At 52.8% G+C, this 19,714-nt stretch carries 24 protein-coding genes; 9 read left to right on the top strand and 15 right to left on the bottom strand.

Annotated elements, in window-relative coordinates; translation table 11 throughout:
• Nucleotides 1–29 precede the first annotated feature (29 nt).
• The 8 genes from AC27KL_RS17960 to AC27KL_RS17925 all read right to left on the bottom strand — a co-directional run bounded on the left by AC27KL_RS17960 (nucleotide 30) and on the right by AC27KL_RS17925 (nucleotide 6,791).
• Nucleotides 30–1,712, bottom strand: a complete 1,683-nt coding sequence (locus AC27KL_RS17960; protein WP_487170534.1) for a hypothetical protein — start codon at nucleotides 1,710–1,712, stop codon at nucleotides 30–32.
• A gap of 15 nt (nucleotides 1,713–1,727) precedes the next feature.
• Nucleotides 1,728–1,865 carry a hypothetical protein gene (locus tag AC27KL_RS17955; RefSeq protein ID WP_201452216.1) on the bottom strand — a complete coding sequence of 46 codons (138 nt, stop codon included), beginning with the start codon at nucleotides 1,863–1,865 and terminating at the stop codon, nucleotides 1,728–1,730.
• Nucleotides 1,866–1,888: 23 nt separating this feature from the next.
• Complete coding sequence (locus AC27KL_RS17950) at nucleotides 1,889–2,323, bottom strand: phage tail assembly chaperone (RefSeq protein WP_036709006.1); 435 nt, start codon at nucleotides 2,321–2,323, stop codon at nucleotides 1,889–1,891.
• A 36-nt stretch (nucleotides 2,324–2,359) separates the two neighbouring features.
• A complete protein-coding gene (locus AC27KL_RS17945; protein ID WP_036709003.1) occupies nucleotides 2,360–2,767 on the bottom strand; it encodes a phage tail tube protein in 408 nt (135 codons plus the stop codon).
• A gap of 86 nt (nucleotides 2,768–2,853) precedes the next feature.
• The gene (locus AC27KL_RS17940; RefSeq protein ID WP_487170533.1) at nucleotides 2,854–4,320 is read right to left on the bottom strand and encodes a phage tail sheath family protein; all 1,467 of its coding nucleotides are present in this window, start codon (nucleotides 4,318–4,320) and stop codon (nucleotides 2,854–2,856) included.
• 2 nt (nucleotides 4,321–4,322) lie between these two features.
• Nucleotides 4,323–4,529 (bottom strand): YqzN/YkzM domain-containing protein, encoded by a 207-nt coding sequence (locus AC27KL_RS17935; protein WP_339322311.1) that lies wholly within the window; start codon nucleotides 4,527–4,529, stop codon nucleotides 4,323–4,325.
• Nucleotides 4,530–4,539: 10 nt separating this feature from the next.
• The gene (locus AC27KL_RS17930) at nucleotides 4,540–5,379 is read right to left on the bottom strand and encodes a hypothetical protein (RefSeq protein WP_487170532.1); all 840 of its coding nucleotides are present in this window, start codon (nucleotides 5,377–5,379) and stop codon (nucleotides 4,540–4,542) included.
• A gap of 941 nt (nucleotides 5,380–6,320) precedes the next feature.
• Nucleotides 6,321–6,791: an ArpU family phage packaging/lysis transcriptional regulator gene (locus AC27KL_RS17925; RefSeq protein ID WP_212950166.1), complete on the bottom strand. Its 471-nt coding sequence runs from the start codon at nucleotides 6,789–6,791 to the stop codon at nucleotides 6,321–6,323.
• 333 nt (nucleotides 6,792–7,124) lie between these two features.
• On the opposite strand from AC27KL_RS17925, the gene AC27KL_RS17920 reads away from it, so the two are divergent.
• Complete coding sequence (locus tag AC27KL_RS17920; protein ID WP_445164824.1) at nucleotides 7,125–7,553, top strand: helix-turn-helix domain-containing protein; 429 nt, start codon at nucleotides 7,125–7,127, stop codon at nucleotides 7,551–7,553.
• A 51-nt stretch (nucleotides 7,554–7,604) separates the two neighbouring features.
• Nucleotides 7,605–8,030 (top strand): ImmA/IrrE family metallo-endopeptidase, encoded by a 426-nt coding sequence (locus AC27KL_RS17915; protein WP_197069946.1) that lies wholly within the window; start codon nucleotides 7,605–7,607, stop codon nucleotides 8,028–8,030.
• Nucleotides 8,031–8,142: 112 nt separating this feature from the next.
• On the opposite strand, the gene AC27KL_RS17910 is transcribed toward AC27KL_RS17915, so the two are convergent.
• Nucleotides 8,143–9,297, bottom strand: coding sequence for a transglutaminase domain-containing protein (locus AC27KL_RS17910; protein ID WP_339322315.1), 1,155 nt, complete (start codon nucleotides 9,295–9,297; stop codon nucleotides 8,143–8,145).
• Nucleotides 9,298–9,348: 51 nt separating this feature from the next.
• Nucleotides 9,349–9,801, bottom strand: coding sequence for a hypothetical protein (locus tag AC27KL_RS17905; protein ID WP_487170531.1), 453 nt, complete (start codon nucleotides 9,799–9,801; stop codon nucleotides 9,349–9,351).
• Between the two features lie 213 nt (nucleotides 9,802–10,014).
• Here AC27KL_RS17905 and AC27KL_RS17900 point away from each other — a divergent pair, with 213 nt between their 5' ends.
• The 3 genes from AC27KL_RS17900 (at nucleotide 10,015) to AC27KL_RS17890 (ending at nucleotide 11,994) form a co-directional block, all read left to right on the top strand.
• Complete coding sequence (locus AC27KL_RS17900; protein ID WP_487170530.1) at nucleotides 10,015–11,187, top strand: MFS transporter; 1,173 nt, start codon at nucleotides 10,015–10,017, stop codon at nucleotides 11,185–11,187.
• A 123-nt stretch (nucleotides 11,188–11,310) separates the two neighbouring features.
• Nucleotides 11,311–11,469 carry a hypothetical protein gene (locus AC27KL_RS17895; protein ID WP_156124547.1) on the top strand — a complete coding sequence of 53 codons (159 nt, stop codon included), beginning with the start codon at nucleotides 11,311–11,313 and terminating at the stop codon, nucleotides 11,467–11,469.
• A gap of 174 nt (nucleotides 11,470–11,643) precedes the next feature.
• On the top strand, nucleotides 11,644–11,994 hold the full coding sequence (locus AC27KL_RS17890) for a toprim domain-containing protein (RefSeq protein ID WP_036708982.1): 351 nt from the start codon (nucleotides 11,644–11,646) through the stop codon (nucleotides 11,992–11,994).
• A gap of 99 nt (nucleotides 11,995–12,093) precedes the next feature.
• Here the strand turns inward: AC27KL_RS17890 and AC27KL_RS17885 are convergent, their stop codons facing one another.
• Both AC27KL_RS17885 and cyoE read right to left on the bottom strand, forming a co-directional pair.
• Nucleotides 12,094–12,705 carry an SCO family protein gene (locus AC27KL_RS17885; protein ID WP_036708978.1) on the bottom strand — a complete coding sequence of 204 codons (612 nt, stop codon included), beginning with the start codon at nucleotides 12,703–12,705 and terminating at the stop codon, nucleotides 12,094–12,096.
• Between the two features lie 208 nt (nucleotides 12,706–12,913).
• Nucleotides 12,914–13,849, bottom strand: coding sequence for a heme o synthase (cyoE, locus tag AC27KL_RS17880; RefSeq protein ID WP_212950156.1), 936 nt, complete (start codon nucleotides 13,847–13,849; stop codon nucleotides 12,914–12,916).
• A gap of 305 nt (nucleotides 13,850–14,154) precedes the next feature.
• Here cyoE and AC27KL_RS17875 point away from each other — a divergent pair, with 305 nt between their 5' ends.
• Nucleotides 14,155–15,138, top strand: a complete 984-nt coding sequence (locus AC27KL_RS17875; RefSeq protein WP_212950154.1) for a metal-dependent hydrolase — start codon at nucleotides 14,155–14,157, stop codon at nucleotides 15,136–15,138.
• A gap of 236 nt (nucleotides 15,139–15,374) precedes the next feature.
• Here the strand turns inward: AC27KL_RS17875 and AC27KL_RS17870 are convergent, their stop codons facing one another.
• On the bottom strand, nucleotides 15,375–15,587 hold the full coding sequence (locus tag AC27KL_RS17870; RefSeq protein ID WP_036708971.1) for an alpha/beta-type small acid-soluble spore protein: 213 nt from the start codon (nucleotides 15,585–15,587) through the stop codon (nucleotides 15,375–15,377).
• Between the two features lie 235 nt (nucleotides 15,588–15,822).
• Between AC27KL_RS17870 and AC27KL_RS17865 the strand changes: the two genes are divergently transcribed.
• Nucleotides 15,823–15,999, top strand: a complete 177-nt coding sequence (locus tag AC27KL_RS17865; RefSeq protein ID WP_487170529.1) for a hypothetical protein — start codon at nucleotides 15,823–15,825, stop codon at nucleotides 15,997–15,999.
• A 6-nt stretch (nucleotides 16,000–16,005) separates the two neighbouring features.
• Here the strand turns inward: AC27KL_RS17865 and trpS are convergent, their stop codons facing one another.
• On the bottom strand, nucleotides 16,006–16,995 hold the full coding sequence (gene trpS / locus AC27KL_RS17860) for a tryptophan--tRNA ligase (protein WP_339322319.1): 990 nt from the start codon (nucleotides 16,993–16,995) through the stop codon (nucleotides 16,006–16,008).
• 478 nt (nucleotides 16,996–17,473) lie between these two features.
• Between trpS and AC27KL_RS17855 the strand changes: the two genes are divergently transcribed.
• Nucleotides 17,474–18,451: an aldose 1-epimerase gene (locus tag AC27KL_RS17855; protein ID WP_339322320.1), complete on the top strand. Its 978-nt coding sequence runs from the start codon at nucleotides 17,474–17,476 to the stop codon at nucleotides 18,449–18,451.
• 247 nt (nucleotides 18,452–18,698) lie between these two features.
• Nucleotides 18,699–18,938 carry an alpha/beta-type small acid-soluble spore protein gene (locus AC27KL_RS17850; RefSeq protein ID WP_036708966.1) on the top strand — a complete coding sequence of 80 codons (240 nt, stop codon included), beginning with the start codon at nucleotides 18,699–18,701 and terminating at the stop codon, nucleotides 18,936–18,938.
• A 150-nt stretch (nucleotides 18,939–19,088) separates the two neighbouring features.
• Here the strand turns inward: AC27KL_RS17850 and AC27KL_RS17845 are convergent, their stop codons facing one another.
• Entirely contained in the window at nucleotides 19,089–19,496 is a 408-nt protein-coding gene (locus tag AC27KL_RS17845) for an O-methyltransferase (protein WP_339325236.1), read from the bottom strand.
• Nucleotides 19,497–19,714 lie beyond the last annotated feature (218 nt).

Below are 19,714 nucleotides of genomic sequence, written 5' to 3'. Positions count from 1 at the left end.
TAACCAGTGTACCACCCTGCAACTTCGCTTTAAGCAAGCGCCATAGACTGCGGTTTTCGATTTTGCGTCGCCTTCGCGAATTCCGCCCGCAAACGCTGGCCGACTTGCTGGATAATACCTTCGACATCGACCGGATATTCCTCGTGAACCGTCACCTGTACCGCACCTGGCGGCAGGTTGTATTGGGTCGTCGTTTCGGTTTTCATGTCCCGCAAAAATCCCGACAACGTCGTCAACTGCTCCGGACTGATCTGGACAACCTGCGGCATTTTTCCGCCTGCCGAAGTAGCGTTGTTTGTCACTGCAGACTGCATGCGGGGGCCGGGCCCAGCCATGTTCATGTTCTGTGGTGAAGTCATCCCCATACCCATTTGATAACTTTGGTAGTACGGAGAGGACGGTGGATAAGGTGGTAAGGTCCGGTTTTGAATTAACGGAGCTGTACGCACTGACGGTGGATTATATGGGTTGTAAGGAGCATTCTGCAATACAGGTTTCTTTTCTGGATTGTACGGTGCAGTAATGACGTCAGGTTTCTTTTCTGGATTGTACGGTGCAGTAATGACGTCAGGTTTCTTGGCAACGTCCTCTTTGTCTTTTGGCTTGTCCTTTTTACCTAAAATATTTTTGGAGAACCAACTCGTAACCCCATCATATGCTTCTTTGATTTTTGGAGCGCTATCGGCTATAAAGCCCCCGATTTTACCGCCGACAAAATCTCCGACCGCACCGCCGACCATGGAACCTACGGCTGTTCCTACCCCTGGGATAGGTATTAATGTCCCCAGAGCACCACCAACGACAGAACCTATAGTACCCCCTGCGGCCGAGCCGATCGCTTGTGAACGCTCTTTACCCGGTTTGGCGGAAGCGATAGACATAACATCACCAACAAGACCAAGCGGCCCTGGTAACTTCTTGAGTCCTCCTTTTATAAGCCCGCTTGCCATAGCACCCAGATTACCTTTTCCGATTTCACTAGCAGCAGAACCTACAAAAGATATAGCTTTTGAAGCAATACCGCTTCCTCCACCAACTAACTCTTTACCGGACTTCCATAAACCTTGAGTTCCCCCTATTAGATCGGCACCAGCCGATCCAAACGTTGAAACTAAGTCACCTAGCGCTTTTGTGGTATTTAACATTCTTTGGCGCCTTGGCATTGACTGCTGTACTCCGTTAACTATTCCTTTCCAAGCGTCTTTAACTGCCTTGCCTTTCCCAGGTATCTCAGCAGCGCTTTTCACACCGCCTCCAAACGTTTTAATAGCACCAAAACCGTCTTTCGTTTTATCCCAAAAAGTTCTCGGTTTCTCGGGGGCTTCTGGGGCAGCCGGGGCCACACCTCCAATTTGTAACGCCCCAAGTGCCTTCGTTAAATCCTGCAAAGCTATCGTATTTCCTTGAAGAGCTTGAACGACCAACGAGAAATCAGTCTGCCCTGAAGCCTGCTTGATGTTTAAATTGACCGTCCCCGAAGCATTCACCACCTCCGACCGTACCCGCTGCAGCTTGCGCAGCAGGTTGTCCAGCCCTTTCGAGGCCCGGTCCTTCAGCACGATCTCGGGAGCCATACGGGTTCGGCCGATTCTCAGGACGCGGCCCTGGATGCGCTCGAAGTAACGCTCCATGGCCCGCAGCTCGCGGTTGGCTTTGATGACGTTTTTCGGGTCGATGACCAGGTTCATCCGATAATTCATCGTTTCAGCCATCTCTATGTCACCTCCTCATCGGTCCAAAATTTGGGCTGCCAGGCGGTCCATCTCTTCTTCCGCAAAAGCGATCAGAAGCAGGCGCTCGCCGCGCGGCAGCCGCCAGAAATCTCCGGGACGAAGGTGATGCCGTACCCACAGATGATACAGCATCGTCGTCATTCCCCCGGAGCGGATTAGTTTTTTACGTCATCGATGTCGACGCCGAAGCCGGACAGCTCCAGCACCTTGTCGCCGACGGCGTCCAATTCGCCTGCCAGCAGCATGCGGCGCACCGCCTGCTCCCCGCCGGACAGCTTCATGCGGCTCGTAATCCGCGGATCGCCCCAGCCGTTCAGGGCCAAGCCCTTCACTTCCAGCTTTCCGGTCGCTTCCGCGATCAGCAAGGCGTTAAACGTTTCGCTGTCCACCTTCTCTTCCACCGAACCTTTCACCGTCCGGCGGATCATGCAGCGCTCGCGGATGCTGTCCACCTTGCTCGAAGTGAGCCCGTGCAGCACGATGTTCATGTCCAGCCGTTTGATGCGGACGGTCGCTTCAGGCAATTTTTCCGCAGCCTCGAACAGGCTGTCCAAAATTTGCTCCTCCGTCATATGCTCATGTACGCTCATGTCTCATTCTCCTTTTCCCTGGTTTCGAAAAATGCCTTAGTTGCCGACGATCGGATCGAGCAGCTCGTAGCCTTCAAACGTAAACGGCGTCTCTTCCTGCACCTCTTCGCCGGCCGTCCAGTTGGCAAGCTGGATTTTGTCCGGCATGCAGTTGATCAGGCGCACGCGCTCATGCCCGAAAGACTCCGGATCGTCGAGCTTGGAGATAATGTCGAACTTGGAGAACCCGCGCTGAATCATGTCCGACGTGACTTTGTAGCCGCTCATCGTGCCGCTGCCCTTTTTGGCGCCGTTTTTATGCACCTTCCAGTCCCGGCCGACCAGGTTCAGCTCTTTCTTTTCGATCTCCACGCTCGCTTCCAGCTTGTTAATATGCGTTTGCCATACCCCGTCGATATAGGCCTGGCCATACGTCCCCATAATGACTCTTGAAGCATCCAACATTGTTTTTTCCTCCCCGTATTTTAAAAGTTCATGAATTATTTGTTTAATCCGCTGAATCATTCAGCCTGTTGAATCCAAAACCGTCCTTATTGCACGTAAAACGTTCCGAACAGCTGCTCCATCACGTCGGTCAGCTTCACGTTCCACTGCAGGAACACCTGATCCGGCTCCGGCGTGTTCACGGCGCTGTCGCCGTAATAAGCCGGGTCCAAAATGACGTCGTAACCGTTCGGTTCGATGACGCTGCTCAAAGACAGCTGGGCCAAATACTCCTTCACGGCGCCGATGAGCGCCAAACGGCCTTCCTCGGTGTTGTTCACCTTGCCGATATACGATTGCTCGGCGGCAAGCTGAAGGTCGGCGTTGATCGCGTCCATGACGCGGATGGAGCGGATTTTTTTCCAGGCGTTGTTTTGGCCTTCGGCAGGCGTCACCAAGCTGTTGATGCCGCGCAGCGCTTTAACCTGGCGGCCGTCGTAAAAGAGCAGGAACACGCCGTTTTTCACCGCTTCCTCCTGCTCGGAACGGGTCCAGCGGCGGGTCACGTCTTCAAAAGGCGTCACCGCATACGTCGCGGACTGGTTCAGCCGCTGCCCGGCAATAAGGCCCGCAACGTAAGCCGCCGTGTGCGCGGAGCTGTAATCCGTCCCGGCGAGGCGCACGCCCGTGCCCACATTGATGATGCCTTCATGATTGAGCGCCAGCGATCGGGATGCAGCGAGCTTAACGGCATCCTTGGCCGTATCGTCCGCAGCCGAACCGCCAAAGACAGCCATAACGCCCCTGCCCTCGCGGCGCATCCGCTTGATCCATGCCGCAAAGCTTTGCAGCAGCGCCATATCGGCGGCGTAATCGAGCGCCAGCACGTCAAAATCCTGGCCTTCCGCCGCTTCCTGCATGGCGATGTAGTCGGCATTCGTCAGTCTGCCGTTGCCGCTGGCGCCTCCCGTAAAGGCAGCGCCGCTCACGTCGGCAGGCGTTCCGCCTTGCCCCAGCACTTTGGCCGTAATCCAGGCATTGCTGTTATCCTTGTTGATCTGTTCGGCGATCGAGGCGGCCGTGCCGTCGGCTCCCTTGTAAGTTCCGAGCAGTTTGGCACCCTCGTACAGGCGAAGTTCCTTCGCATTCGGCTCGCCAAGCGCCGGCTGAATGGTTACGGTAAAGCCGTTGCCGCGGCTTCCCGGATATTTCGCCTGCAGCTGCAGCGCGTCTTGCGGCGTGGCATCCCCCGTTTGCAGCGTCAGGCTGGCTTGCGCCGCGGTATCATCCGCGAGACGGTAAGCGACCAGCTTTTTCGGTCCGCCCAGCAACGCGAGATACAGCGACTTGTACGCCGTCGCGCCGTCCGCTGCGTCCGTCGAGTACACCTGGCCAATAGCCGTTTCGCTTCCGATTTCCACGAACTCGCGCACTGGCCCCCAATTTGCCTTCACCGGCACGAGCACCGTGCCGCGGGAACCGCCCTGGATCGCCGAAGCGGCCGCCGCCTTGAAATTCATATACAATCCCGGCAATACCGGTTTATTCGTGTTTTCCCATGTTCCGCCTGCCATAATTAATCCACCTTCGCTTTCATGAATTGTTCGATTTTTGCTTTTGCTTCCGCCACTGAAAACGTCTTGTCCCCTTCGCCATAAAAGGCACCCGCCATCACTTCTTCCTGAACGCCAAACAAATCTTTGGATCGATCCGTCAGCTCCGAAAGCATGTAACGCGGTTCACTGGCTGTTCCTTCGGTTTGCGCCGTTTTTTTAACCGCCATGCCAAACACCTCATTTCAAAATAGGATGAATCTCTACCCTGCGGATCAGCGCCGCCTCTTCGGCCGGCCGCATCCGACGCTGCACCAGCGTCAGTTTCACCTGCCCATCCAAAAACGCATCCGCGTTCAAGTCGGCCGACGCTTCCGTAACGGACATGTACCTGCGCTGGTCGGTGCTCAAAGGCAGCTGCACCTGAGTTCCCAAGCCTTCGATGAGCGAAACGGCCGCCTGCTGCTCTACGTCGGAATTCGGCGCGGCGATATGCCCTGCAAAATGTTTGCGGACCTCGTAAAGCGACGCCCCCGCCATTTTTGTCTCGCAGCCCGTCATCCGCCACAGCACGGCATGGTCGTCCGGTCCGGAAGGCCACGACGTTTGGTATACCGTCCACGGCTCGCCTAACCTTTTCCCGGTCCAGCCGGCCAGCGCGCTTAACCATTCATCCGGCCCGGCCCCCGGGCTCCCGGACCCCGCTTCCGGAACATACACGCCAAACCGCAGCGTCCGAACCGCTTTGCCCGTCGTTGGTTCCAGCCTTTCGGCTTCCCGCGCTCCCAGGTAAACCAGCGTAAACGGCGCTGCATCCGGATAGGCCACCCGCTTCCGGTGCAGCCCGCCGACAAGCGATTCCGCCCACTGATCTGCTTGATCCAGGCCTGCGTTGCCTGCGTAAAGCTTAAGCCGGATTACCTGCCGGTATCCCGCCCAGGCCGATTTCCAGATTTCCTCGCCGAACGCGATCACCCCGTAGGGCTCCGCTGCACCGTCAGCCGGGGGCTGCACGTCGTACAGCCTGTCTTTCAGCGCTGGCACGACCTCCGCGATCGCTTGCTTGAGCGCCGCCTTCATACCGGGGGCTGCCGTAGCGCCCCTCGTTCCCTAAGGCTGTTCATGCCTGCAAGCACCGCTTGCTTTTGCATTTGCGGCTCCTCCTTTCTGCCAACATTCGCACCGGACATGAGCCAAGAGAATTTCACCGCCAATCAAAAACCGGCCACATGGGCCGGCTTGAACATCGACTGTTAGCGTCTTCGGTTGTTCTCTTGATTTCATTTCCGATGATACAATCTTACACCCCTCAAACGGATGCGCTGACGCCGAATTGGACGGTTTCAGACGTATTGTCGGATGAAAAAAGTACGAATGTATGTTCGTATTTTTTCTCTATATATCGAGGTCTGCACACCGTTAATAGATGATTTGATATTTGGAAATAAAAAAAGGACAGGGGTCTCTCCCCTATCCTTTCAATCATAGCCTCAACGATATTCTAACGGACCTCACAACCGCTAAGTAGGTAAGAAAGGCCCGTTTAATATTCTAACGGTTATCACTGTGCTTATTTGCTCCGAAACACTTCCAAAAATGAGCTTTTTCAAGAAATAGCCTCAACTGTATCCGTTAAAAAACAAATGGAGCCAATTTACCCTCAATAACGGCGGCTGCAACCGTTAGAGTTGTTCGTGCGATGCAGTCAGTACGTCCGAGGATGGAGCCACGACTGTTTCACGGCGGTTACTGCGACTGATTTCACGATCGCTTCTACGATTGCTTCTACAATTGCTTCTACAACTAGCCTCTCGATTGCTTCCACGGCTGCTTCAACAATTGCAGCTACTTTTATTTCCACGGGTCTCTACGCCCGTATCTACCACAGCTTAACTCGCCTGTTCCTCAGCGTTTCCACGGCTTCTTCAACAGACTCCATTCTGCCGATTCATACTAGGTGGCGCCCAGCCGCAGCGACCTGAACCGTTCATGCGAATGGTTTGCCTTCACAAATCTAAAATCTAGCCCACCGTCACCCGCTTTTGCAGCCCGTCAAGCTTAAGCAGCCCCAAATCGGCGAAGGCCAGCGCCAGCTTATAAAACGCCCGGGTCCGGATTTTCGTGTACGTGTCCTTGCTGACCGGCGGATCCAAAATGTAGTTGTACACCTTATAATCGAACACATCGTCCTGCTTCATGTACCGCTCGCGGATGATCAGCCGTTCCCGTTCCCCCAGCCGGTCCACGACGGATTCGATCGTTTCGCAGTACGCCCTGCGGGCCGCAGGCACGTCCACGTTGTAAACGGCGATTTGCGCGGTCTGGTCGGAAGTGACGTTCGTCGGTCCGTGGAAGCGTTCGGTATACGAAGCGGTAATGCTTGCTTCCCTGGCTTCGAAGGTGATCGTTTTATAAATGCGATATTTTTCGAACAAAGCCTCGATCGCGGTTTGCGTTTTGCGGCGGTCCAGCTCCGGCAGAAATTGTTCCATGAATATGCACTCCTTCAAGATTAAAATAGTAAATAGTTGTAGCGTGTTCGCATTTTTGTTCGTATAATGATGTTAACATACCACTTTTTGGTACAAGCCGTAAACCGGCAAAATCGAAGAAAACGGGTGGTTATCCCTCCTCTTTTATACCTTTTGGCATGAAATCCGCCTTTTTCTTTACCTTTTGGCAACAAGACGTTATAGTAGTATGCGGGAACGTAAGTTCTTAATAGAGGATCTGCAAAAACGCCGCGCTTCCACAAGCCGTTCGAATTTTGCACAGGTCCTGATGGATGCAAAGGAGTGGACATACTCGTGGAAAACGAATTCGGAATGCTGTTAAGAAAACTTCGCGAACAAAAGGGCATGTCGATCAACCAGCTGGCGGAAACCGCGGGAATCAGCAACTCGCAAATTTCGCGGATGGAAAACGGCGTACGCGGCGTGCCCAAAGCCCCCACCATCCGCAAGCTGGCCGATGCCCTGGGCGTTTCCTACGGGGAGCTGATGACGGCCGCGGGATATTTGGAGGGAAGCGGGACTGCTCACGATGCCGCTCAGGCGCCGGAGTGGGCCACGTACAAAGACAAACGCGATTTCAAAAAAATGCTGGAAGAAGACGGCGAGCTGATGTTCGACGGAATTCCCCTGGACGAGGAGGACCGGCAGCGGATCAAGGACGTATTGACCGGGTTGTTCTGGGAAGCCAAGCAAATGAACAAAAGAAAGAAAAAACCAAACGGAACGCCGGATGGAAAATAGCTCCTCCACACGCTGCCAACTTACGACTAAACGACAAAGCAGGTGAATATGGTGGACGAGATCATTCGAAAATTAACCCGCAAATACAAAACAAGCTGTCCCTTCGAGCTTGCGCGTGCGCTTGGCATACAGATCCGTTATACCGACCTTGGCAAATCGACCAAGGGACTGTATTACCGCAAGCTGCGAAGGCGGTTTATCGTCATACACAACCAGCTTTCCCCCGAGTGGCAGCGATTCGTTTGCGCGCATGAACTGGGCCATGACCGGCTGCATAAGGGGATTAACCGTTTTTTCCTGGAGGAGCATTCCTATTTTGCGCCGGGCAAGTTGGAGCGGCAGGCCAACCGGTTTGCCGTCCTGCTGTTGACCGCAGGGGTCGCCATACGTCAGGATGAAACCGCCGAGGACGTTTGCAGGCGCAGCGGCATTCCGCCGGAAATGTGCCCTTTGCTTGAGGGCATGTCCCGGACATGAGTCCCGCCAGAAAAGAGCCGCTTCGAGCCAACCATAGCAAAAGAAAAAGGAGCTGTCCGCGCCATGTGATGGCCGATCGGTACAGCTCCTAATTTTTTGGGCAGCATCCGGATTATGACAGAATGCCGTCCCGGATATGGGTCGCCGCAAAATTCGGCGGATTAAACCAGTTGCCGCTTTGCGCCCACGTCGGATCCAGCGGAACCCATTTTTTTTGCTCGCTCAAGTAGACTTCGTTCCAGGCATGCGGACCATACCCGCCTTGTCCGTTATACCCCTGCCCGGTGACGACCCGGACCTGCAATCCTTGCGACCGGGCCATCATCGCATACAGGCGGGCATAGTCGATGCATACCCCTTTTTTCGTATCGAACGTATCCTGCGGCGTCTGTTCATGCCAAATGCCTTTTTGCTCGTAATCGTCGACCTTGCCGTAATCGTACTGCACCCGGGTCCCGACCCAGTCATACAGCCGTCTCGCCTTGTCTTCATCGGTTTTGGCGCCTTTGACGATTTCGGCGGCGGCCGCATCGATATCGTCCGGAATCGCATGGTCGATGACCTCGTATTTGCGCTGCATGATGCCGCTAAGCTCTTTTTCCACCGCCTTCGTAAATACCGGCAGCTTGTCCTTCACCAAATTGCCGGATAACGGCTCAATGACCCGCTTGGCGCCTTCCTGATAAATCGGCGAGGCCTCCACGTAACGGGTAAAAGAAGAGTCGGGGTACAGCGTAGCAAACACGAACAGCAGCGCCACGACGACGATGCAGCGTCCCGCTCCGATCAGAAGACCGAGCGCCGCGCCCGACAATCGGCTGAACAGCGACGAGGACTGGCGCGTCCCCGGCACAAACAAAGCGTCTTTGCCGCCGAATACGAGCACCGTCAGCCAGCGCATCAACAAACGGATGATGCTGTAGCTGAGCATGAACAGTACCGCAAACCGCAGCAGCGGAAACTCGGCCATCGACGACATCAACGTATAATAGATCTGCTCCCACACGCTCAAATCGCGGTTCGGGATCGTGCTCGAATATTCCGTAAGCCATTCCTGCACCTTGGGCGATGCCCATAAGGTAAACGGCACCGACAGCACCAAGGCCACTAAAATAAAAACTCCCTCCCGCAGCAGGGAGAGGAGTCTTCCGGCCGAGCGCGACGCTCCCCGCCGCCAGCCTTGAAGCAGCGAAACCAGCAGGATCAGCAGCAAAAAAATCGAAACCGCGTTAAACTCCCGCAAGCTCTGGATCCATGTTTCTACCATCAGACAACCTCCCTCCACGACATGCCCTGGTACGATGATTGTTTTCTTGTTTTATTTCGCAGTGACATTGGTGTTGTTCTTCGATTCCTCGATAAACGACTTGACCGTATCGCTGATCTTCCACTCGCCAAGCGAAACGCCGCGCAGCGAAACCTCCACCTTTTCCTTCCCCTTCTGGCCTTTCAATTCCAGGTTGGGGGTCGTGATCGTAAAGTTTCCAGCCGCATCCGATGTATATTTTGCCTCTTTCGCTTCCTTCATCATGAGGTTCGTGGCTTCGCTTTTAAGCGTATCCACGGTTTCCGTCTTCATGTCATTCACCACGTCCTTGATTTGATCGAGGGAAACGCCGCTGTACACCACCAAGGCCACGACGATGATGGCGGCAATCGCCCATTTGACCATGGTCTTCACCAGATTCAGGACCACGAACAGCACAATGAGAGCAATAAGGATTACCAGCCAGTTTTGCTGTAAGAAATCGGACCATACCTGCGTATTCATTCACATTCACTCCCATCAGCTAAAGCTTGGTATCAGAATAAAGACGTTCTTATTATACATGATCGGAACAGGGCCTGTCAGCCCGCCCTCATGCTGCTCCCTCAAGCTGCGAACGCTGCTGCGGGCACCACCCGAAAATTCGGGTCTAATACGGGACGTACAAGCGTAAAGGTATATTATGACTTGTCTTCCGCCGGAAAGGAGCTGCCTCAAGTGAAAACCGCCATTTGGCTGTACATGTTTTTGTTTCTCGCTTTTTTCGATCTCCATGCCCAATACCCCATACTAACGCCGTTTGCCGTGTCCCTCGGGGCGGCGCCCGTTTTTATCGGCTGGATGATGGGCATCTACGCCTTGACGCATTTGCCCGGCAATCTGATCGCAGGCACCGTGATCGACAAACATGGCAGCCGACGTTATATCATATTCAGTCTCGTGTCGGCCGGCATCGTGCTGCTGCTCCAATCTTACGTTCATTACCCGTGGCAGCTGCTGGCGCTCCGGTCGGTCAGCGGTTTCGTGCTTGCCTTTCTTTCCCCTGCCTGCCTTGCGCTGCTCGCCTCGCTTTCTTCGGATAAAGTCGTCCAGGGCAAATTCATGTCCGGCCACGGCGTCGTGCACACGTTAGCTTCCGTCGTGTCCCCCGCAGCAGGGGCGTTTATCGTTGCCAAAGCCGGGTATTCGGCTACGTTCCAGGGGCTTGGCTGGCTTCTGATCGCTACCGGCATCATGGCCATGTTCAGCCTTCCGCGGACGCTGCAAACAGCGGTTCGCCCTTCCGGCAATACGCCGGAAATAGACGACCAAGTTTCCCAGACCACTAAATTCCAGGTCCCCTGGCGCATATATATTCTGCCGTTCGTTATCTCATGCTCGCAGGGAATTCTGTTTTTCGAGCTTCCGCTGCGGGCCACCGGCATGGACGGTATTATGTCGACGGGCATTCTGTTTTCCGTCATGAGCATCGGCGCGTTATTGACGCTCAGCATGCTTTTCGTCAACCGGTACTCCCCCTTCAAAAGAGTCTTGGGCGGCATTTTCCTGCTGGCGCTTTGCTTTTATGGCCTGGCAGCCTTTCAGAGCATACCGCTTACGGTGACGCTGTTTATCCTTGGAACCGCAAAGGGGATCATTTTCCCCGCCATGGCCTCGCTGTTTATTCAATTGAGCGGCGGCAGCAAGCTCGGCCGGGTTTTTTCGCTGCAGTCCATCGCCATGTCGATCGGCTCTTTTATCGGGCCCATCGCGGCGGGGCAGCTTCGCGACTTCGTGTCGCCGTATTTTATTGCGTTTGCCCTATTGATGCTCGGGCTGATGATGATCCCGACGAGCCGCAAGCCCGGTTCCCTGCTGTATCCGAACGCGAAGCAGACGCCGGCTTCATGAGCGATCATCCCATATGGGTAAAAACCTAAATCAGGGCGAATGGGCCATTGCACAAAACTTATGCCTTATACCCACATAGGATACATTGTGTCATGCGACATAAACGAGAGCGGGGTGATAGGTATGGGTCATCATTTGGGACACTGCGGCTGCGGTCCCGTAGCGCCGGTTGCTCCAGTAGCGACTGCACCGGTCGTTTCGCCTTGCGTAGGCAGCAATGTCGGAGTGGTTCTGGTGCTCTTTATCTTGCTGGTCATCATTTTGCGCGCCTTCTGGTGTTAGTTTAGGGAAAACCTGAATAGACGATCTGCCTGCCAAGGCCGGTCGTCTTATTTTTTGCATGACGGCCATGAAAAGAGCTACACTAAAGGAAACCGGGGACGATGTTTGTTTTCAACATTTCCCGGGGAATTTCGATAGGAGACGGCAGCGTCTCTCCTTACCCGAGGTGAACTCATGGCCATTTACATTATCGTCGAGGGCAAAAACGACCGCAGCAAGCTCCGCCGTTTGCTTCACGAGGACGTCCGGATTGTGTGCACCTTCGGCACGCTCAATTCCAACAAACTCGAATCGCTGCGCAAAGAAATCAAGGACGAAGAGGTTTATCTTTTTATGGATAACGACAGCTCGGGCAAAAAAATCCGCGGCGTGCTCCGCGACGCGTTTCCCGATGCGGGACATATTTATACGAGGCGAGGTTATCCCGGGGTCGAGGGTACGCCGGACGAATACCTGGTTGCCCAGCTTGAAAAAGCGGGACTTGAAGAATTCATCATTTACCCGGACCTTCCTCCGATTCCGTGACGGTCACTTCTTCGTTCATGCACGTAAAAAAGCGCCTTTCGACTCAACCTAGAACCTCTAGGTGAATGAACGGCGCTTTCGATTGCCCGTGTATGCTTTTTATTGCTTCGCCAGCTCCTCGACGTCTTTGGCCAGCGCTTCCGCAGTGACGTTATCGGTGTCATTGGCGTTGTACAGCTTGCGCACCTTATTGTCGCGGTCCACCAAAGCGATGATGTTGGAGTGGGCGAAGTTGTCCTTGTTGTCGCCTACGATCGCGATTTTAAACGACTTTTCGGCGACATCCCTGATTTTTTGGTCTTCCCCTCGCAGGAAATACCATCCGTTGTAATCGACGTAAAATTTATCCGCAAACTCTTTGATCTTTTCCCGCGTATCCACTTTTGGATCGAAGGAGATCGATACGAATTCCGCATCCTTGCCGAACGTTCCGTCTTTAATCAGCTGCTTCTGCGTCTGGGAGAGCAGGAACGTCGTTACGGGGCATACGTCCGGGCAGCTGGTGTAAAAGAAATAAAACAGCCGGACTTTTCCTTTGGTGTCGTCGCGGGTTACCGTTTTGCCGTCCACGTTTTCGAAGGAAAAATCCTCGACTTCCCCGAGAACCGGCAGCTTGGATTTCCCGATCCCCGTACCGGCATAAACCAAATATCCCGCCAAAATGACGATGATCGCCAGCAGAATCCATGTCCATTTATAGCGTTTCAACATGTTCCATTTTTCCTCCCACGATCCGTTCGCAAGCTGTCCGCCAACTTGAAGCAAACGGTTATTATAAATTCAGGTAGACGCCCGAAAGCTTCTACCTGATTCCAATCCTTTCCCCTGCCGTCCCGGGCCATATTCGATGTTGTCGGAAATTGAAGGCTTTCCAGAAAAAATCCCATGCATCCATGGGATTTGTCCGGTTATATATTGGTTAATGAACGGTATTCAAAATCATGACGATCAGGCTCAACGTCAAAAAATTGATCGAAAAGATAAACAATTTTTTCGCCCAAGCGTCGTCGTCTTTAGCCGTCAAACCTTTGATGCTGAGATACAGCCAGAAGAGCGAAAGCAGCGTTCCGATAATCGCGAAATAAATGCCGGTATAACCAAACACATACATCAGGATCGGAATGGGAACGAGCAGCGCCAGATACGGAATGATCTGGATTTTGGTTCTTTTGATGCCTTTGACTACAGGCAAAAGCGGATAACCCGCGGCTCTGTATTCTTCAACGCGGCGAATGCCAAGCGCCCAGAAATGCGGCGGCTGCCACAGAAAGAGCAATGCAAACAGAAGAAAAGCTCCGAGATCGACGCTCTGCGTCACGGCGACGTAGCCGATGACCGGAGGCATCGCGCCGGAGATGGCGCCGATCGACGTGCTCCATGTCGATGAGCGTTTCAGCCACATGGTATACACGATCGCATATACGAACATGCCGACGAGCCCGAAAATACCGGCAAGAACTCCCGAAAAAATAAAAAGATCCGCCAGTCCAAGGACCCCCAGGATAAATGCATACCATAACACAATCGAGGGCTTCAGGCGACCGGCTGGAAGCGTACGGTTCCGTGTGCGTTCCATTTTCATATCGAGTTCTCGATCAAAATAATTGTTATATACACAGGCGGAGGCCATCACGAGCACCGTTCCCAGCAGCGTGAGGATCAATTTCCCGAATTGAATGTCCCACTGGGAGGCAAGCCAGTAGCCTGCAAAAACAGCAATTAAATTAGACCGGATAATCCCGGGTTTTGTAAGTGTAATGAAATCTTTCCATGTAGCCGATGAATTCGGCGGCGTTTGCTTGATGGAAAGGGTCGCGGAATCCGAAGGAGCCTGGTAACTTAAATGATTGTCCACGCCTTTAGAATCCTCCTTATTCTGTCGTTCTGGAGGAATTGAAGCCTCCGCTATAAAGTTTATCATATCAAAAGGCAAAAGTGTTTGACAATCCTCTGCAAATTCTTTCACCTTTTTGACAATTCGGTGACACAAATTAGTATGGTCAAACCCTTATATATTCATCCAAAAGTGGGTAGTAACTATTATAAGGAAGAAAATTGCACTATTCGCAAAATGGTCACACGAATGGCCCCGTCGGGGCAGGAATGCATTTTCAGGTTTTGTTACAATGGAAATAAGAACAACAAGAAGGAGACATGGAGATGGATACAGCCACACATTTTGTCATGGGTCTCAGTTTGGCCGGACTCGCTTACGTCGATCCCGCCGTCGCCGGCAGCCCCATGCTCGCCACCGCGGTGCTTCTCGGCACGGTCATCGGCTCCCAGGCCCCCGACTTCGACGGGCTTTTGCGCGTCAAGAGCAATGCCCTCTACGTGAAAAACCACCGGGGCATTACGCATTCGCTTCCTTTTCTCGTCATTTGGACCGCGCTGATCAGCGGCATTTTGGCGATGTTGTTCAGGAGCGTGCCGGCAGGGCATATCATTCTCTGGACCGGAATCGCCGTTTGCGTTCACGTGTTCAGCGATTTGTTCAATACGTACGGTACGCAAGCCGCACGCCCGTTCTCGGAACGCTGGATATCCTGGAACATTATCCATATTTTCGATCCGTTTATTTTTTCGACGCATGCCGCGGCCGTGCTGCTGTGGAGCACGGGAGCGATGCAGCCCGCTCCCCTGTTCACGGGATTATACATTTTGACGGCCCTGTATTACGTATGGCGAACCATCGTCCATTCCATGAAAACGGCCGAGGTCAAACGTCTCGATGCTTCCCGCCAAGAAGGCGACCGCTATTACGTCATCCCGACCGTCACTTTCCATAAATGGCATGTCGTCAAAGCTTTAAAAGACGGCAGCTACGAAATCGGGGTGCTGAACGGAAATGAGCTGGAGTGGCGAAAACACGCCCGCACCGAGCAGCATCCGGCCGTCGAGCATTCCAAGCGTCATCCCGACGTCCAGGCGTTTCTTTACTTCACCTCGTTTGCCGTGGCCGAAGTCGAAAACCTGCCTTGGGGTTACGTCGTCCGCTGGGCCGACGTGCGTTACCGCCACCGCAAGCAATATCCGTTCGTGGCCGTTTTGGTCATGGATAAACAGTATCAACCGATCAACACGTACGTTGGATGGCTCAGCGCCAAAAAAATGGATAAAAGACTGTCCATCAATTCGGGCTGATGCCCGTGGATTAACGCGAAGCTGCTTCCTTTTTAGGGGGCGGCTTTTTATGCGTCTTCCCGATTTCGGCTTGACGAATGCTTTTCGGTACGAGAGAATCACCGTAAGAGCGTTTTCGCGCGTAGGAATCGCCTTCACCGCAAGCAGGGGGTTGCATTGCTTAAAGCGATCTTTCGCAGAGCCACGTTAAAAAGGCCCGAAACGCTTCATGCGCTTCGGGCCTGGGACAAGTCGGATTATTGACGGCCTTGCAACGATTGTTCGGCCAACTGGACCAGACGCTTGGTAATATATCCTCCAAGGGAACCTGTTTCGCGGGAGGTCATGTTACCGTAGTAACCGTCCTGGGGAATTTGAACCCCCAGCTCGCGCGCAGCTTCCATTTTCATTTGCTGCAAAGCTGTTCTTGCTTGCGGAACGACCAGATTGTTAGAACGAGATTGACCCATAATAAAAATCTCCCTTCTATTCTGCATGTGAGTTCGGAATTTGCAAACATCCGGCAACGGCTCCCTTCAGGCGCCGAATCTGGCACAAGCACATCGCTCAAGCCAGCTCCCGTCCAAAGTCCCGTTCGGATCTTTGCAATATCCTCAAGTGAGTAACGAACTTGCAAGCTTAGTATGTCACCGTCTTTAAGAGTTATACAGAACAGAATTCATATCTTGTCTGGAGGTTTTTTACATGAGTAAAGGTTTGTCCCTTTGGTTTGCATGCTCGTCCATTTTCCTTTTGGGTGCCTGCGCCATTGCCATAAGCTATAACGGATGGATCGCCCTATTGTTAGGCGTGCTGGCCATCTGCAACATCGGCTGGGGTTTTGTGGTCAAGGCCAAAAAGAACCGTTCCAACGAAGCGTAAACCCGTTTATTTTTTCGGCAGCAGGAAGCCCATCCGCTCTTTCACGTCCGAAAGCGTGCGCGATGCGGTTTCCGTTGCTTTTTCGGCGCCTCTTTGAAGGATATCGTGAAGCTCGCCGGACTCCCGGATTTCGTAGTATCGCTTTTGCAGCGGTTCAATCACGGAAACGACCGCCTCGGCCAAATCCTTTTTAAATCCGCCGTACATTTGCCCTTCGTATTTGTTTTGGATCTCGGCGATCGACATGCCCGAACATTCCGCGTAAATGCTCATCAGGTTGCTGATTTCGGGTTTTTCGGCAGGGTCGAAACGGACCTCTCTGCCCGAATCGGTCGTCGCGCGGCTGATTTTTTTGCGAATCTCATCCGGCGTATCGAGAAGCGCGATATAACTTCCCGGATTCGGGTTGCTTTTGCTCATTTTTTTCGAAGCGTCGTCCAATGACATGATGCGTGCGCCCACTTCCGGAATATACGGCTCGGGAATCGTAAAATATTCGCCGAAGCGGTGGTTGAACCGTCCCGCCAAATCGCGGGTCAGCTCCAGATGCTGCTTCTGGTCTTCGCCGACGGGCACCAGATCCGCATTGTACACCAAAATGTCGGCCGCCATAAGCGACGGGTACACGAACAGACCGGCCCCGACCGAATCTTTTCCGGCAGCCTTGTCCTTGAATTGCGTCATGCGTTCGAGCTCGCCCATCGAAGTGAGCGTCGTCAGAATCCATCCCAGCTCCGCGTGCGGCGGTACATGGGACTGCATATATACGTTGGCTTTATCGGGATCGATGCCCGCGGCGATGAACAAGGCCGCTACCGCCTCAGACTGCTCGCGAAGCGCCGCCGGTTCCTGAGGAACCGTGATCGCATGCAGGTCGACGACCATGAAATTGCAGGCGTAGTCGTTTTGCAGCTTGACGAAGTTTTTCATGGCGCCGATATAGTTGCCCAGCGTCAGCTTGCCGCTCGGCTGAATGCCGGAAAGTACCTTTTTCATGAAATATCCCTCCAAATGTTAATTGATGTGTATGCAAAAAAGGCCCCATCGCCCGCAAGGGACGTGAGACCGTGGTGCCACCCTTTTTTGCCGCCAGCATGAAAACGATCATGCATACGAAGCGTACGCAAAACCCATGTTCTGGAAGCCTTTCGATTCCTTAACGTGGAATAAGCCGGCCGGCCTACGCGGGAAGCTTACTGCTTCCGTTCAACTCGGCACTCAAGGGTCCATTCGGCAAAATCGGCCCCACCGGTTCGCATCAACCACCGGCTTTCTGAAGGTTATGCCGCCTTTGCTTACTTGTCCCTGTCATCGTGTTCGTATAATCATTGAAAGCCTTTATGCAATGCCTATGATATCGCTGAACTTGTCAAATTGTCAAACCTCTTTTTTACGAACCGTCGCAAAATCTGTTATGATATCTTAAAGTGACCGTTAACGAACTGAATTCAAAGATTGGAAAAGGAGCATCGATATGAAACAAGTGACCAAAGGGCAATGGAATGGTTACGATACTTACATCCTTCATAGTCGCGAGCTTGAAGTCACGCTGCTGCCGTGGCTGGGGAACAACGTGATTTCCATCTGGGACAACATCCAGAACCGACAAGTCTTAAGAACACCCGATGAGAACGATTTGGCATTTTATATGCAAAAACCCTATCATTTCGGCATGCCGATGCTCATTCCTCCGGGCAGAATCCGCGGGGGGCACTTCGAATATGAAGGCCGCAAGTATCAATTCGACCGCAACACGGCCGGGGACAACCATATCCATGGTCTGCATCGCACGCAGCCTTGGAGAGTCAGCGATATCGAAGAAGACGAAGAAGGCTGTGCGGTAACCACGGAATTTCTGACCGCGGACGATCCGAATTGGATGCGGCAGTTTCCGGCACCGATGAGGCTTGAAGTCACGATGCGTTTGCAGGGGGCAAGATTGACCCAGCATTTTAAGGTGACCCATTTGGGAGATCAGCCCGTGCCTTTCGGAATCGGGTACCATACGTGGTTCCTGCTGGATGGGCAACCCGAAGAATGGACGCTTAAACTTCCGGTGGACGCCGTCTACGGTCTGGATCAGGATTTGTTGACGACGGGCGAAGTGCTGCCGCTGGGGCCTTTGGAACAACTTAATGAAGGTTTAAACCTTCAAGGAACGAATTTCGACACGCTTTTCCGAATCGGACAAGGCCAGCCGGCCGTTGCGACATTGATGCGCAGCGACGGTTACGGGCTTCAATATTCGGCGGATCCGCAATATTATAAGCATTGGGTCCTATACACCAAAGGCGATGCCAAGGAATTTTTGTGCATCGAGCCCTACACCTGGCTCCCGAACGCTCCGAATCTGGATGCGGGACCCGATGTCACGGGCTTGATCCGGCTGGAGCCCGGGCAAGCGGTTGAAATGGATTTGCATCTTGATATGGTGTACCCTGCAGGGTCTTAACATACGAAGGATTACGCAAAAGGCGTCCTTTCGACATATGTCGAAGGGGCGCCTTTTTACGAAAAAACGCAAATTTTACTGTCAAACCGTACAAGCTGCTTTCGACGAAAAGTCGGCGTGCCCCCATTTTTTCAACAAAGGCCGTAATCATGTAAAATATTCCCACCGTTTTTCGTTCTCTTTTACCGCATGTTTTCAAATCTTTAAAACCATAATAACACCATAAAGTTCAAAGGAGGTGACAATCATGGGTCAAGCAGGACAACAAAACCAAGGACGCGGCAACCGTTCCAACAACCTGGTGGTTCCTCAAGCTAACGCAGCTCTTCAACAAATGAAGTTTGAAGCTGCTCAAGAGCTTGGCGTTCAAATCCCTCAAGACGGATACTACGGCAACATGACTTCCCGCGAGACTGGTTCTTTGGGAGGTTACATCACGAAACGTCTGGTACAAATCGCAGAACAGCAGCTTTCCGGTCGTCAATAATCTGCTTTCGGCATTTGTATAATGTGATATCATGTCGGTCGGCGGCAAGGCGTGAGCCATACCTGCCGTCCTGCGGCCAAAACGTCCGCAAGAAAAGGCAGCCTTCGAGGTTGCCTTTTTTGCTTGCTTCAAGCTGCTGAGCGTATCTGGTTAAAAAACTTCGGTCAATGAATCTGAATATGTATGTCTGGGATAGCGGATCATTAAATTCGCCATGTTATAATTCGACTCCAAAATGGCGTCGACGATGATCGAGCCCTGCCGGACCGCAAACTCATAGCTGATTTCGCCGTGCGTCCAGTGGCGTTTGTACTTCAGGCTTTCAAGCGCCATGATGCGGAATGAAGAATATTGAACCGGAGTCAAGCCGGAATCCCCGGATCGCAGTTCTCCGTTTCTTCCCTCCAGCGGATGATGACGAATCCCGAATTTGCCGATGGTGTTATTTCGTATTTGCACAAACACCGTTCCTGACGATAGGCCTGAAAGCTCTTCTTCAAGTTCCTTGAAGACCAGATCAAGTTGTCTTGCTAGGGATAATTGCTCAGTTTTCATCATTTCCTTCTTCCTCTCTTCAACTTTCGCCAAAATAATTAGGGCTTATGACTCATTATAAGACAGGGTGCCGGAACAGACAACAATATAAAACATAATTGGGTATTTATTCCTAACACTTTCGCTTTTTCGATCCTTTTTTCGTCTAGATTCCGATATAATTCTGGTTAATATGACAAAATCCTTGATTTTTCCTTTCAAACGCAAAAAAACAGGAAAAC

The sequence above is a fragment of the Paenibacillus sp. YAE3 genome (assembly GCF_057546105.1).
This window is presented reverse-complemented; position numbering and strand designations above follow the sequence as displayed.